This window comes from Micromonospora sp. NPDC126480, assembly GCF_040302465.1.
GTDB lineage: Bacteria > Actinomycetota > Actinomycetes > Mycobacteriales > Micromonosporaceae > Micromonospora.
Window position 1 is genome coordinate 121,919 of record NZ_JBEORU010000012.1, and the last position, 13,581, is coordinate 135,499.

The window sequence follows — 13,581 nt, forward strand, 5'->3', positions numbered from 1 at the left end:
AGGGGGCGCGGCGTCACGATGAAGTCGTACGGCCTGGTCAGGCGATCTTGCGTTGCTCGGGCACGGCGGACTTGTGCGGACGGCCCAGGCGGGCCTCCAGGCGCGCCACGTCCACCCGGCTCTTCCGGCGGTCGGCCAGGTCCTCCCAGCCCATGGCCAGCAGCCGCAGCCGCTCCGACTCGCTGAAGCCGCCCCACACGCCGTACGGCTCGCGGACGGAGAGCGCGTGCGCCGCGCACTCGGCGCGGACCGGGCAGGTGCGGCAGACCGCCTTGGCGCCCGACTCCCGGCGCAGCCGGGACGAACCCCGCTCGCCGTCCGGGTGGAAGAACTGGGCGCTGTCCCGACCTCGGCAGGCGCCCAGGCGCTGCCAGTCCCAGAGGTCGACGATAGGTCCGGGAAGTCTGCGTACGTTCGACATCAGCACCCCTCCTTCCGCGCGGCACCGCGGAGTTCCTGTGTTACCGGCGTCCGCGCTGGCGCGCCGTGTCCGGCTCGAGGTCACCGGTACCCGGGCTCGGCGCGACTCACACGTCTGTGATCGAAAACGTCGGACAACTCGCGGCATATGCCCCAACTGTCGGAAAAGTTCGAAGGATTGGGCGGAACCTCCTCCCGACGGGACCCCGTCATGGTCTGCTCGTTGGCGGAGAGGAGACCACAGTGCGTACGGTTCTCGTGTGCGTTCGGACGCCCTTGGCGGCCCAGCACCTGACCTCCGCGGCAGCGCGGCTTGGACTGTCCGGGGCGGTGCGCACCGCCGTCTCCGATCCCGAGGTGATGTTGCGGCTGGCGGAGCGTCCCGCCGACGTGGTGCTCGCCGACACGGCGCTCACCCGGCCGGACAGCGCCGGGTTCGTCCGCCGGGTGCTCGCCCGGGCGCCACAGGCCGCGGTGGTGCTGCTCGGCGCCGAGGAGTCCGAGGCCGCCGCCGCGACGATCAGCGCCGGCGCCCGGGGTCTCATCCAGGGCACCGACCACGACCTGACCAGCGCGGTGGCGAAGGCCCTGCTGCTGCTCTCCGCCCCCGGGCGGGCCAACCGGCACCGGGTGACCGACCCGGCGCGGGACGCCGCCTCCGTGGGCGGTCCGGTCCGCTCCACACCGGCTGGCCGGGCTCCCGCCGACCCGGCACCGGCCTGGCCGGCCGGCGCCGCCGACGGTTCGGGACATCCGGCGATGGTGCCGGTGCAGCGCGGCGACGACCCCGCCGAGCCGACCGGGGAGCCGGAGGCCGCGGTCACGGGCCAGCGCGCGGCGACGCCCGGGCGGGACGGCCGGCCGCCCGTCGGGCTGACCGAGCGCGAACTGCAGGTGCTGCTGGGCATGGCCGAGGGCAAGAGCAACGCCGAGATCGGGCGGGAGCTGTTCGTGTCCGAGGACACGGTCAAGACCCACGCCCGGCGGCTGTTCCGCAAGCTCGGCGCCCGGGACCGGGCCCACGCCGTCGCCGCCGGCTTCCGCGCCGGGTTGGTCGCCTGACCCTCACCGGTACGGTGCCGGCGGCCCGGGTCAGCGCTCGGCGCTCGGCTCCTCGTCCGAGCCCTCACTCAGCGTGTCGTGCACCCCGTCGGCGTAACCCCGCGCGTAGTCCCACGTGACGTAGTGGTCCGGGTCCGGGTCGTACGCCGGCTCGTGGACCCGGGGGCGGCCCGAGCTGAGCAGGTGGCGCAGGTTGCCCCGGAGCAGGTCCCAGTCGAAGTAGTGGGGCTCCCGGCAGTCCTCGCACTCGATCACCAACCCGCGGACCCCGATCGGCGCCAGCAGCGCCTGGTAGATCTCCAGGTCGGCGAGGTCCTCCAGCACGTCCTGCCGCTCGACGTCAGTCAGTGGGTCGAGCGACGCGTCGCCGGAATCGTGCAGGCCCGCTGCCGGATCGGCCGGGTCACCGTTGAAGGGGTCGATGGGCTCGTCGTGCACCCCCTCACCGTAGACCCAACGCCTCGCCGACGCCCGCCCCCGGGCGTGCGTGACCTGCCCCGCCACCAGCGGGGGCGAGGCGGGCCACTGGGTACGATGGGGCGACACGCCGTCACCCGGCGTGCGCCGGTGCCCGCCCGCGCCACCTCGCTGAAGCCCGTCCGAGCAGCTCAGGGGAGCAATCGTGGAAATTTCGCCCAGCACCGCTCAGCCGACCGGCGCCGACAACGGCGAGCTGGGCGGTCACCTGCCGGAGCTGCCCGCCGGCTCCGCCCGGGTGGTGCCGCTCGGGCTCACCTTCGACGACGTGCTGCTCCAGCCGGGCGAGTCGGACGTGGTGCCGAGCCGGGTGAACACCCGCACGAAGCTGACCCGCTCGATCGAGCTGAGCATCCCCCTGCTGTCCAGCGCGATGGACACGGTGACCGAGGCGCGGATGGCGATCGCGATGGCCCGCCAGGGCGGCATCGGCGTGCTGCACCGCAACCTCTCGGTGGAGGACCAGGCGCTCCAGGTCGACCTGGTGAAGCGCTCCGAGTCCGGCATGATCACCAACCCGGTCACGGCGAGCCCGGACGACACCCTGCGGGATGTCGACGCGCTCTGCGGGCGGTACCGCATCTCGGGCGTGCCGGTGGTGGACGGCGCCGGTGAACTGGTCGGCATCGTCACCAACCGCGACATGCGCTTCGTGTCCGACCCGGCCACCCCGGTCCGCGAGATCATGACGCGGACCCCGCTGGTCACCGCGCCCGTCGGGGTCAGCAAGGAGGAGGCGCTGGGCCTGCTGCGCCAGCACAAGGTGGAGAAGCTGCCGATCGTCGACGGCTCCGGCAAGCTGCGCGGGCTCATCACCGTCAAGGACTTCACCAAGAGCGAGCAGTACCCGGACGCCACCAAGGACCCGGCGGGCCGGCTCCGCGTCGCCGCCGCGATCGGCGTCGGGGAGGACTCGTACAAGCGGGCGCGCACCCTGGTGGACGCCGGCGTGGACGTGCTGATCGTGGACACCGCGCACGGGCACCAGCGGGCCGTGCTGGAGATGGTCGCCCGGCTGAAGAAGGACACCTCCGTCGACATCGTCGGCGGCAACATCGCCACGTACGCCGGGGCGAAGGCGCTCGTCGACGCCGGGGCGGACGGCGTCAAGGTCGGCGTCGGCCCGGGCGCGATCTGCACCACGCGCATCGTGGCCGGGGTCGGCGTACCGCAGATCACCGCGATCATGGAGGCCGCCCGGGCGGCGCGGCCGGCCGGCGTCCCGGTCATCGGGGACGGCGGCATCCAGTACTCGGGCGACATCGCCAAGGCCCTCGTCGCCGGCGCCGACACGGTGATGCTGGGCAGCCTGCTGGCCGGCTGCGAGGAGAGCCCGGGCGAGCTGATCTTCGTCAACGGCAAGCAGTTCAAGGCCTACCGGGGGATGGGCTCGCTGGGCGCCATGCAGTCCCGTGGCCAGGCCAAGTCGTACTCGAAGGACCGCTACTTCCAGCAGGACGTGACAAGCGACGAGAAGCTGGTCCCCGAGGGCGTCGAGGGTCAGGTGCCGTACCGCGGCCCGTTGGCCCGGGTCGCCCACCAGCTGGTCGGCGGGCTGCGGCTCGCCATGGGGTACGCCGGTGCGGAGAGCATCGCCGAGCTGCACCAGCGCGGCCAGCTCATCCGGATCACCGCGGCCGGGCTCAAGGAGAGCCACCCGCACGACATCCAGATGACCGTCGAGGCGCCCAACTACCACACCCGCTGACCCACCACCCCCAAACCACCTGGAGTCCCCCATGCGTGACGTGGTCGAGATCGGGCTGGGCAAGACCGCGCAGCGCGGTTACCACCTGGACGACATCGCGATCGTGCCGAGTCGCCGTACCCGGGACGTCGACGACGTCTCCACGGCCTGGCAGCTCGACGCGTACCAATTCGACATCCCCTGCGTCGGCCACCCCTCCGACGCGACGATGAGCCCGTCCTCGGCGGTGCGGCTCAGCCAGCTCGGCGGCCTCGGCGTGCTCAACGTGGAGGGTCTGTGGACCCGCTACGAGAACCCGGCAAAGGTGCTGGAGGAGCTGGCCGGCCTCGACGAGGACGCGCGCCACACCAAGCGGCTCCAGGAGGTGTACGCCGAGCCGATCCGCCCGGACCTGATCGCCGAGCGGGTCCGCGAGCTGCGTGCCGGCGGCGGCACGGTGGCTGTGCGGGTCTCCCCGCAGCACACCCTGGCGCTCGCCCCGGTCATCCTCGACGCCGGCGTCGACATCCTGGTCATCCAGGGCACGATCGTCTCCGCCGAGCACGTCTCCACCACCGACGAGCCGCTGAACCTCAAGGAGTTCATCGCGGACCTCGACCTGCCGGTCATCGTCGGCGGCTGCACCGACTACAAGACCGCCCTGCACCTGATGCGCACCGGCGCCGCCGGGGTGATCGTCGGCATCGGCGGCGACGACTGGTCGACGACCGAGTCGGTGCTCGGCATCCGGGTGCCGATGGCCACCGCGATCGCCGACGCGGCCGCCGCCCGCCGTGACTACCTGGACGAGACCGGCGGCCGGTACGTGCACCTCATCGCCGACGGCGACATGCAGACGTCGGGCGACATCGCCAAGGCGCTCGGCTGCGGCGCGGACGCGGTCATGCTGGGCGAGCCGCTGTCGCTGTGCGCGGAGGCGCCGGCCGGGGGCGCCTGGTGGCACTCGGCCGCCAGCCACCCCTCCCTGCCCCGCGGCGCCTTCGAGGTGGCCGGCGAGCCGCTCGGCTCGATGGAGCAGCTCCTCTTCGGCCCGGCCGACGAGCCCGACGGCCAGCTCAACCTGTTCGGCGGGCTGCGCCGCGCGATGGCCAAGTGCGGCTACCGCGACCTGAAGGAGTTCCAGAAGGTCGGTTTGGTCCTGGACCGCTGACCTGCGGACTAGGCTCGGCGGGTGCGGTGGGTTGGGTGGCGGCGCGGGCCGGCCTGCGTGGCGGCTCTCGCCGTGCTTGTCGTCGCCGGCTGCACCGGGGACACCGGCGGCTTCCGTCCGGGTGCGGCCGACGCGGGTGACCCGTACGTGCCGGGCGCCGGCAACGGCGGGTACGACGTGGACAACTACCGGCTCGCCGTCGACTACGACCCGGCCGGCGACCGGCTCTCCGGCCGGGCGGTGGTCTCCGCCACCGCCACCCAGCCGCTGTCCCGCTTCAACCTGGACCTGAGCGGCCTCGACGTGGGCGCGGTGACCGTCGACGGCGACCGGGCCCGGCACCGCCACGACGGCGACGAGCTGGTGGTGACCCCGGAGCGAGGGCTCGACCGGGGCCGCCGGTTCAACGTCACGGTGGAGTACGCGGGCATCCCGTCCGCCCGCCCGGACGGCCAGCTGGGCAGCGGCGGTTTCCTGCACACCGAGGACGGCGCGATCGCGCTCGGGCAGCCGTACTCGGCCGCCACCTGGTTCCCGGTCAACGACCACCCCAGCGACAAGGCCACGTACGACATCGAGGTCACCGTCCCGGACGGGCTCGCCGCGCTCAGCAACGGAGTGCCGGGCGAGCGGACCAGCGCCGGCGGCCGGACCACGTGGCGCTGGACCGAGCGCGCCCCGATGGCCAGCTACCTGAGCATGCTCGTGATCGGACGCTACCGTGTGGAGACCGGCAGCCACGGCGGGAAGCCGATGGTCACCGCGGTCCCGCAGCGGCTGGCGCCGACCGGCCCGGAGGCCGCCTCACTGGCCCGCACCGGCGAGATCGCCGACTTCCTGGCCAGCCGCTTCGGGCCGTACCCGTTCGACTCCTACGGCGGGGTCGTGGTCACCGACCGGCGGGTGGGGTACGCGCTGGAGACGCAGTCGCGCCCGGTGTACGGTCCCGGCTTCTTCCGAGGCGGGCGGCCCAACCTCGCCGTGGTGGCCCACGAGCTGGCGCACCAGTGGTTCGGCAACACCGTGGCGGTGCACCGCTGGCGGGACATCTGGCTGAACGAGGGGTTCGCGACGTACGCGGAGTGGCTGTGGGAGGAGCACGAGGGCGGTCGGACGGCGCAGCGCACCTTCGACCTCCGGTACGCGGCGACGGACTGGTCGCGGCCGACGCTGGACCCGGGGCGCGACCGCATGTTCGGCGACGCCGTCTACCAGCGCGGGGCGCTGGCCGTGCACGCGTTGCGGCGTACCGTCGGCGACGACGCCTTCTTCACCATCCTGCGCACCTGGACGGCCGAGCGGCGGGGCGGGAACGCCACCACCGACGATTTCGTGGCGCTCGCCGAGCGGGTTTCCGGGAAGCCGCTGAGGGCCTTCTTCGACGCCTGGCTCACCGGAGCCACCGCTCCCGCGCGCCCGTGACGGGGTCGTGATCGTCGATCGGTAGGCTCCGGCCTGCGACCGGTCCCGACACCGGGTGTCGGCCCGCCGGTCCAGCGCGGGGGAGAGGACTAGGGATGGTACGCGTGCGTCCAGGTACGGGATTGGCCCTCGGCCTGCTGATGGTGGGCTCACTGGGTCTGGTCGCCTGTGAATCGTCCACCCCGGAGGCGGCACCCCTCGACTCACCGGCGGTGGCGACGTCGGCGCGGAGCTTCAAGCCCGGGGCGGCCGGGGTCGGCGACGAGTACTTCCCCAGCTACGGCAACGGCGGGTACGACGTCACGGCGTACACCGTGAAGGTCCGCTACGACCCGGCGAAGGACCGGCTCAGCGGCGTGACGACCGTGCGGGCCACCGCCACGACGGACCTGTCGTCGTTCAATCTGGACCTGGCCGGGCTGACGGTCAGCGAGGTGACGGTCGACGGCGCCGCCGCGAAGCACCGGCGGGAGAAGAACGAGCTGGTCGTGACGCCGGCCGCCGGGCTGGTGTCGGGCAACGGGTTCGTCGCCGAGATCACCTACGCGGGCGTGCCGAAGGCGCTGAAGAACGAGGTGCTCGGCGAGGGCGGGTGGCTGCACACCGGCGACGGCGCCATCGCGCTGGGGCAGCCGGAGTCGGCGAGCACCTGGTTCCCGGTCAACGACCACCCTTCGGACAAGGCCACCTACCAGTTCGAGATCACCGTCCCGGACGGCCTGACCGCGGTCAGCAACGGGGTGCCGGGCGGAAAGAGCAGCACCGGTGGCTGGACCACCTGGAAGTGGGCCGAGAACACGCCGATGGCCAGCTACCTGAGCACCGTGGCGATCGGGAAGTTCCGGCTGACCCAGGGCGAACACAAGGGCCGCCCGGTGTTCCACGCGGTGACCACGAAGGTGGCCAAGGGCGCCGCCGACGCGTCGATCGCCCGGACCGTCGAGGTGGCGGACTACCTGGAGAGCGTGTTCGGCCCGTACCCGGTGGAGGCGTACGGCGGCGTGGTGGTCTCGGACGACCGCATCCGGTACGCGCTGGAGACGCAGAGCCGCCCGGTCTACTCGGCGGGCTTCTTCCGGCAGGGCGAGAACACCGGCGTGGTCGCGCACGAACTGGCGCACCAGTGGTTCGGCAACAGCGTCGCGCTGGAGAAGTGGGCGGACATCTGGCTCAACGAGGGGCTGTCCACGTACGCGGAGTGGCTGTGGGCCGAGCACAGCGGCGACGGCACGGCCGAGGCGGCGTTCGACCGGGCGAGGGCGCGGGTGCCGGCGTCGGTGTGGCGGACCCCGCCGGGCCGGCCCGGTGTGGCGAACCTGTTCAGCGAGTCGGTCTACGAGCGCGGTGCCATGACCGTGCACGCGCTTCGGGTGTCGGTCGGCGACCAGGCCTTCTTCCGGATCCTCAAGACGTGGGCGCAGGAGCAGCGCAACGCCACGGGCACCACCGCGGAGTTCGTGGAGCTGGCCGAGCGGATCTCCGGCCGGCAGCTCGACAAGCTCTTCGACGCCTGGTTGTACGGGACCGAGAAGCCGGCGGCGCCCGAGCCGCTCTGAGCCGGTCGGCCCGGGTCAGCTCGCCAACCGCAGCTCGGGGTGGGCGGCGAGGTACGCCTCGACCCGCCCGGCCCGCAGCTCGGTGAGGAATCCCCGGCCGACCCGGGTGAGCTGCTCGCCCCGGTAGCCGCTGCCCCGGCCGACCGAGGCGCCGGGCAGACCGACCAGCACCAGCCGCTCCGGGTCCAGGCCGCCGAGGGCGTACGCGATGTCCACGATGCGTGGCCCGCCGACGTGGATCAGCGTGTCCCCGAGCGCGGCCACCACCTGCTCGACGCGGTCCGGGTCGCGGGCCAGCCCCTCGTCGAGGATCTTCGTCGCGAGCGCCTTGAGGAGCTGCTGCTGGTGGCGCTGGCGGGAGTAGGCCCCGCCGCTGAGGTAGCGCTGCCGGGCGTAGTCAAGCGCCTGCCAGCCGTTGAGGTGGCGCACGCCCGGTTCGTACACCATCTGCGGGCCGAGGTATCCGCCGCCGCCCGGCCTCAGTTCGCGGTGTCGGCCGTCGGGCCGGCGGTGCTGCGACACCACCCGCTGGTCGATCCGCAGGTCGACGCCGCCGAGGGTGTCCACCAGCCGGTCGAAGCCGCCGAACGTGATCACCGCGCCGGCGTCGATCCTCAGGCCGGTGTAGCCGGCGACCGTGGCCCGCAGCAGCTCGTACCCCTGGGCGGTGTCGGGCCGCTTCGGCGCGTCCGGCACCCGGCTGCCGTAGCTCATCGCGTGGGTCAGCTTGGTGCGGCCGCCCCGGTAGCCGGCCGCCGGGAACGCCGGGATGTCGACAAGCAGGTCGCGGGGGAGCGCGAAGAGGTACGCCCGGTCCAGCCCCGGCGGCACGTGCAGGAGGAGGACGGCGTCCGCGTGCGGTTTCCACCCGGGCACGCTGACCCGGGTGTCCACCCCCACCAGCAGGAGGTTCAGCGGCCCGGTGAGGTTCGCTCCCGGCGGCGGGCCGCTCGGGCTGGGCGAGGGTGTGGCGCTGGGCGCCGGGGTGCCGCCGGTCGCGGTGACCGTCCGCTCCGGCCCGCCCTCGGTGAGCGCGCGGACCACCGTCACGGCGCTCGCGGTCAGCAGGACGGCGACGGTGGACATGATCAGCGCCCACCGCCATCGGTGCCGCCCGTGCAATCCGTCGACCATCCGGCCACCCCTCCCCGTGTTCCCCGACGGGACGCGCTGACCGGGGCGTCGGGTTGCTCCCGATGCACGGCGGTCCGTCGATGGGTGTCCATGATCGCGGTAAAACTGGCCCTGGCGCGATGGCTACCGGCCGGTAATGATGCCTTCATGCGGTACGACGTGCTCGTCATCGGGTCCGGCTTCGGCGGCAGCGTCACCGCGCTGCGACTCGCCGAGAAGGGCTACCGGGTCGGTGTCCTGGAGGCGGGCCGGCGCTTCGCCGACGACGAGTTCCCGGAGACGTCGTGGCGGTTGCGCCGCTTCCTCTGGGCGCCCCGCCTGGGCTGTTACGGCCTCCAGCGGATCACCCTGCTGCGGGCGGCGGACCGGCGGTCCGGCGGCGGCGTCCTGGTGCTCTCCGGCACCGGGGTGGGCGGCGGTTCGCTCGTCTACGCCAACACCCTCTACGAACCGCTCGACGCCTTCTACGCCGACCCCCAGTGGCGGGACATCACCGACTGGCGGGACGAACTGGCCCGCCACTACGCCCAGGCGAAGCGGATGCTCGGCGTCACCACGTACCCCCGCACCACCGGAGCGGACCGGGCGATGCGCGCGGTGGCCGACCGGATGGGGGTCGGGCACACCTTCCACGCCACCCCGGTCGGGGTGTACATCGGGCGGCCGGGGCAGCGGGCGGCGGACCCGTACTTCGGCGGAGCCGGCCCCGAGCGCACCGGCTGCACCCACTGCGGCGCCTGCATGACGGGCTGCCGGCGGGGGGCGAAGAACACGCTTGTGAAGAACTACCTGTGGCTGGCCGAGAAGCTCGGCGTCGAGGTGCACCCGCTGACCACCGTGACCGCCGTGCGGCCGGTCGACGGCGGCGGGTACGCCGTGCACACCGTCCGCACCGGCGCCTGGCTGCGCAAGCGGCGCCAGGTGCTCCACGCCGACCAGGTGGTCTTCGCGGCCGGCGCGCTGGGCACCCAGCGGCTGCTGCACGAGATGAAGGCGACCGGGGCGCTGCCGCGGCTCTCGTCCCGCCTGGGCGAGCTGACCCGGACCAACTCGGAGGCCATCCTCGGTGCGGCGGTGCCCCGCCCACGGGCGCGGGCGGAGCGGCTCGACTTCACCGAGGGCGTGGCGATCACCAGCTCGTTCCACCCCGACCCACAGACGCACATCGAGCCGGTCCGCTACGGGCGGGGCTCGAACGCCATGGGCCTGCTCCAGTCCCTGCTGGTCGACGGCGGGCCGCGACGGTTGCGCCGCTGGCTCGCCGCCATCGCCCGGCAACCGGTCGTGGCGGCCCGGATGCTCTCGGTCCGCAACTGGTCGGAGCGTACGGTGATCGCCCTGGTCATGCAGTCGGTGGACAACTCGCTGACCACCCGCGTGCGGCGGGGGCTGTTCGGCCGGCGGCTCGTCTCCGGCCCCGGCCACGGCGCGCCGAACCCGACCTGGATCCCGGCCGGGAACCAGGCGGTGCGGCTGCTCGCCGAGGAGATCGGCGGGGTGCCCGGCGGTTCGGTCACCGAGCCGTTCAACGTCCCGGTGACCGCGCACATCCTGGGCGGCGCGGCGATCGGCGCGACCGCCGACGAGGGCGTCGTCGACCCCTGGCACCGGGTGTACGGCCACCCGGGGCTGCACGTCGTCGACGGCGCGGCGATCTCGGCCAACCTCGGCGTGAACCCGAGCCTGACCATCACCGCCCAGGCCGAACGCGCCATGTCCTTCTGGCCCAACAAGGGCGACGAGGACCCCCGCCCGCCGGTCGGCTCGGCGTACCGCCGGTTGGACCCGGTGCCCCCGCGCAACCCGGCGGTGCCGGCGGACGCCCCGGGTGCGCTCCGCTGACCGGCCGGGCCGTCACCGGTCCGGGCCGGGTGCCGGCGGTGCGACGCGGTCCATCCAGGCCACCAGCGCGGCGTGCGGGACGGTGAGCGCCGCCAGTACGGCGACGGTGGCGGGCAGCGGATCGACCGGCCCGCCCGGCCAGCCGACCAACGCCGTCAGGACGGCGACCGCGGCGAGGGTGGGCAGCGCCGCACGCCGGGCGAAGCGGCGCGACGGCGGCCCGAGACGGCCGGCGGCCAGGTCGGCCCGGTTGGCGGGGTCGCCGTGCAGCAACCGGGCGATGTGCCGTCCGGAGTGCCAGGTGGCGAAGTAGGTGCCGACGGCCAGCGTGGGCGGCACCGTGGCGAACACCAGGACCAGGAGGATCGGCTCCACCGCCTCGGTCACCCGGGACGCCCGCAGTCCCCGTACGGCGGTCGTCGCGACGGCCGCGAGCAGGCAGGCCGCCGCCAGCAGCCGGATCTCGGCGGTGAGCAGGACCGGAACGCCGGGGGCAACCGACGCGAGCAGCGGGTCGACCGTGTCGGGCCACAGCAGCAGGGGTACGACCACCGGCGGGCCGCCGCGGGCGAGCACCCCGACGACCGGGTACCGGATCCGGCGCCCGGCCAGCTCGGCATGGAATGCCTCGTCGGCGGCACCGAAGTGGGCGACCGACAGGACGAGGAAGGCGAGCAGGGCCGGGGCCGGCACGGCGTGGAAGGCCACCAGGGCGGCACCGGCGACCATGGCGTAGCCGAGCAGGGTCGCCAGCCGGACGGACAGCGGACGGGCCCGGGTCGACAGCCAGGCGGGCACCAGGTGGTCGACCGCGCCGTGGGGAACGCCGAGGAGCAGCCCGGCGACCAGGAACGGGGTGAAGTCGTCCAGGCCGTACCGGCGCAGGACCGGGACCAGCACGAGCAGGGCGAGCGCGACAAGCACGGACGCCGTGCCGACCCGGGCCAGCACCCGGCCGGCCGGGTGGCGTGGCGAGCCGCCCCGGTCCGGTGGCCCTGCCGCCGGTGGGCAGGTGACACCGGGCTCCGGCCGGGTGGCGTCGTCGGCGGCCGGGGCGGTCACCCGGGGTTTCCGAGCGGGAGTTCGCCCCGGCCAACCAACTCCCGGAGCCGGGCGAGGTCGAGGGCGCCCCAGCCCACCTTCGACGCGATGGACAGCAGAACGAACAGGGCGGTGTCGGTGGTGGCGCCGAGCAGCCCGACTCCGGACGGTCCGAGCAGCCAGAACACGGGATACCCGACCCAGAGCACGCCGAGCAGCAGGGCCGCCTCCCGGTAGGCCCGGTACAGCGCGGTGGGCTGGCGGCGGGCGATGGCACGCAGCGGTCCGTAGATCACGGCGAAGATGGCGAGCAGGGCCAGGGCGCCGAGGCTGAAAAACAGGTACCGGGGCCACGGCTCGGCGGCGAAGTCACCGAGGAGACCGCTGAGGATCATCGCCAGGTTCGCGCCGACCAGGGCCGTCAGCAGCCGGGGGTGCCGGTGGGGCAGGGCGTGCGTCGCGGTGAGGGCCAGCGCGGTGAGCAGTAGGGAGGCGCTCACCGCCCAGTCGGCGTACCGCGCCCAGTAGACCGTGTGGTCGCCGCCGTCGGCGCGGCCGCCGCCGAGGGACAGCAACGTGTACCAGAGGCCGGACCAGAGCGGGACGGCGAGCGCCACCAGGTACTCCACCGTCGGCACGCCTCTCGGGTCGGCCCACAGGCGCAGGAAGAGGAGTACGCCGGCCGCCATGGCGGCGACGTAGCCCCACTGCCACCAGCCGGTCATGCCCCCGCCCCTCACCGGTCCGCTGTGTGTCCGGACGGGTGCCGACCCGTCGCCGCCCGGGTCGCAGATGTGCGATCGCGGTCGCGTCCCGGCTGTCACCACATACGGTAAACGGATCTAAGGGGCAAAGTTGCCTCAAGCGGTATGGCTGTCGGAGGTGGATGTGAACTTCGAGAACACCTTCTCGTACAACGTGGATCAGTACACCCTGATCTCCCACGTCCTGAGCCTGGGCTTCGCCGTGATGGCCGCCGGGCTGGTCTACTTCCTGGTCACCCGCGGCACCATCGCCCCCCGGTACCGGCTCACCTCGGTGCTCTCCGCCGTCGTGATGGTCTCCGCCTTCTTCGAGCTGTTCCTGCTCTACCAGCGCTGGATCAGCGCCTTCCGTTGGGACGGCACCGCCTTCGTCCAGGCCGGCACCCTCTTCTCGAACGGGTACCGGTACGTCAACTGGTCCATCGACGTGCCGGTGCTGCTGATCCAGCTGCTTGTCGTCATGGGAGTCACCGGCCGTAGGTTCCACCGGGCCTGGGTGGCGTTCGTGGCCGGCGGCCTCGCCATGATCTACACCGGGTACGTCGGGCAGTTCCACGAGGTCGAACGGGACGCACCGTACTGGGTGTGGGGCCTGGTCAGCACGGCCTTCTTCGGGCTGCTGCTCGTCCTGGTGGCACGGATCATCTTCGGCAACCTGGCCCGGCTGCCCGAATCGGCCCGCGGGACCGCCCGGGCGGTGTGGTGGCTGGTGCTGATCTCCTGGCTGCTGTACCCCGGGGCGTACCTGATGCCGGCTCTGTGGGACTCGGCCGACGGCGTGGTGGCCCGACAGATCACCTACACGGTGGCCGACATCGTCTCGAAGGTGGTCTACGGGGTGCTCCTGGGGATCATCGCGCGGCAGGTGAGTGTGGCCGAGGGGTACGGGCCCGCCGGCGATGACGAGGTGGCCGCACCCCGTGGCGGCATGACGGACGCCGGCGGCGTCACGGGCCGTCGCGGAGGGGGCGGGCGGCGCGGCCCGGCCGGTCCCGGTCGGTAGGA

General features: G+C 73.4%; 12 protein-coding genes. 7 read left to right on the forward strand and 5 right to left on the reverse strand.

Going from position 1 to position 13,581, the window contains the following annotated elements; translation table 11 throughout:
- Positions 1-37: 37 nt before the first annotated feature.
- Positions 38-421 (reverse strand): WhiB family transcriptional regulator, encoded by a 384-nt coding sequence (locus tag ABTW87_RS14080; protein ID WP_350651200.1) that lies wholly within the window; start codon positions 419-421, stop codon positions 38-40.
- Positions 422-663: 242 nt separating this feature from the next.
- Between ABTW87_RS14080 and ABTW87_RS14085 the strand changes: the two genes are divergently transcribed.
- The gene (locus ABTW87_RS14085; RefSeq protein WP_350651201.1) at positions 664-1,482 is read left to right on the forward strand and encodes a helix-turn-helix transcriptional regulator; all 819 of its coding nucleotides are present in this window, start codon (positions 664-666) and stop codon (positions 1,480-1,482) included.
- Between the two features lie 30 nt (positions 1,483-1,512).
- Here ABTW87_RS14085 and ABTW87_RS14090 read toward each other — a convergent pair whose 3' ends face one another.
- Positions 1,513-1,920, reverse strand: a complete 408-nt coding sequence (locus ABTW87_RS14090; RefSeq protein WP_350651202.1) for a DUF5319 domain-containing protein — start codon at positions 1,918-1,920, stop codon at positions 1,513-1,515.
- Between the two features lie 184 nt (positions 1,921-2,104).
- On the opposite strand from ABTW87_RS14090, the gene guaB reads away from it, so the two are divergent.
- The 4 genes from guaB (at position 2,105) to ABTW87_RS14110 (ending at position 7,795) form a co-directional block, all read left to right on the forward strand.
- On the forward strand, positions 2,105-3,667 hold the full coding sequence (gene guaB / locus ABTW87_RS14095; RefSeq protein ID WP_350651203.1) for an IMP dehydrogenase: 1,563 nt from the start codon (positions 2,105-2,107) through the stop codon (positions 3,665-3,667).
- Positions 3,668-3,698: 31 nt separating this feature from the next.
- Positions 3,699-4,817 (forward strand): GuaB3 family IMP dehydrogenase-related protein, encoded by a 1,119-nt coding sequence (locus ABTW87_RS14100; protein ID WP_350651204.1) that lies wholly within the window; start codon positions 3,699-3,701, stop codon positions 4,815-4,817.
- Positions 4,818-4,874: 57 nt separating this feature from the next.
- Positions 4,875-6,239, forward strand: a complete 1,365-nt coding sequence (locus tag ABTW87_RS14105; protein WP_350651249.1) for a M1 family metallopeptidase — start codon at positions 4,875-4,877, stop codon at positions 6,237-6,239.
- A 95-nt stretch (positions 6,240-6,334) separates the two neighbouring features.
- Entirely contained in the window at positions 6,335-7,795 is a 1,461-nt protein-coding gene (locus ABTW87_RS14110; RefSeq protein ID WP_350651205.1) for a M1 family metallopeptidase, read from the forward strand.
- A gap of 15 nt (positions 7,796-7,810) precedes the next feature.
- On the opposite strand, the gene ABTW87_RS14115 is transcribed toward ABTW87_RS14110, so the two are convergent.
- Positions 7,811-8,929, reverse strand: coding sequence for an LCP family protein (locus tag ABTW87_RS14115; protein ID WP_350651206.1), 1,119 nt, complete (start codon positions 8,927-8,929; stop codon positions 7,811-7,813).
- 147 nt (positions 8,930-9,076) lie between these two features.
- Here ABTW87_RS14115 and ABTW87_RS14120 point away from each other — a divergent pair, with 147 nt between their 5' ends.
- Positions 9,077-10,771, forward strand: a complete 1,695-nt coding sequence (locus ABTW87_RS14120) for an FAD-dependent oxidoreductase (protein WP_350651207.1) — start codon at positions 9,077-9,079, stop codon at positions 10,769-10,771.
- Positions 10,772-10,783: 12 nt separating this feature from the next.
- On the opposite strand, the gene ABTW87_RS14125 is transcribed toward ABTW87_RS14120, so the two are convergent.
- Together ABTW87_RS14125 and ABTW87_RS14130 are read right to left on the reverse strand one after the other, a co-directional pair.
- Positions 10,784-11,833 (reverse strand): Brp/Blh family beta-carotene 15,15'-dioxygenase, encoded by a 1,050-nt coding sequence (locus tag ABTW87_RS14125; protein ID WP_350651208.1) that lies wholly within the window; start codon positions 11,831-11,833, stop codon positions 10,784-10,786.
- Complete coding sequence (locus ABTW87_RS14130) at positions 11,830-12,537, reverse strand: bacteriorhodopsin (RefSeq protein WP_350651209.1); 708 nt, start codon at positions 12,535-12,537, stop codon at positions 11,830-11,832. The genes ABTW87_RS14125 and ABTW87_RS14130 overlap by 4 nt, the downstream gene beginning before the upstream one ends.
- A 163-nt stretch (positions 12,538-12,700) precedes the next feature.
- On the opposite strand from ABTW87_RS14130, the gene ABTW87_RS14135 reads away from it, so the two are divergent.
- Positions 12,701-13,579 (forward strand): bacteriorhodopsin, encoded by an 879-nt coding sequence (locus ABTW87_RS14135; protein WP_350651210.1) that lies wholly within the window; start codon positions 12,701-12,703, stop codon positions 13,577-13,579.
- Positions 13,580-13,581: the final 2 nt, after the last annotated feature.

What these genes read in the sequence shown, in the direction of transcription:
- ABTW87_RS14130 (WP_350651209.1), bottom strand. Translation starts at nt 12,537, where the DNA reads ATGACCGGCTGGTGGCAGTGGGGCTACGTCGCCGCCATGGCGGCCGGC.
- ABTW87_RS14100 (WP_350651204.1), top strand. Translation starts at nt 3,699, where the DNA reads ATGCGTGACGTGGTCGAGATCGGGCTGGGCAAGACCGCGCAGCGCGGT.
- ABTW87_RS14080 (WP_350651200.1), bottom strand. Translation starts at nt 421, where the DNA reads ATGTCGAACGTACGCAGACTTCCCGGACCTATCGTCGACCTCTGGGAC.
- ABTW87_RS14115 (WP_350651206.1), bottom strand. Translation starts at nt 8,929, where the DNA reads ATGGTCGACGGATTGCACGGGCGGCACCGATGGCGGTGGGCGCTGATC.
- ABTW87_RS14110 (WP_350651205.1), top strand. Translation starts at nt 6,335, where the DNA reads ATGGTACGCGTGCGTCCAGGTACGGGATTGGCCCTCGGCCTGCTGATG.
- ABTW87_RS14120 (WP_350651207.1), top strand. Translation starts at nt 9,077, where the DNA reads ATGCGGTACGACGTGCTCGTCATCGGGTCCGGCTTCGGCGGCAGCGTC.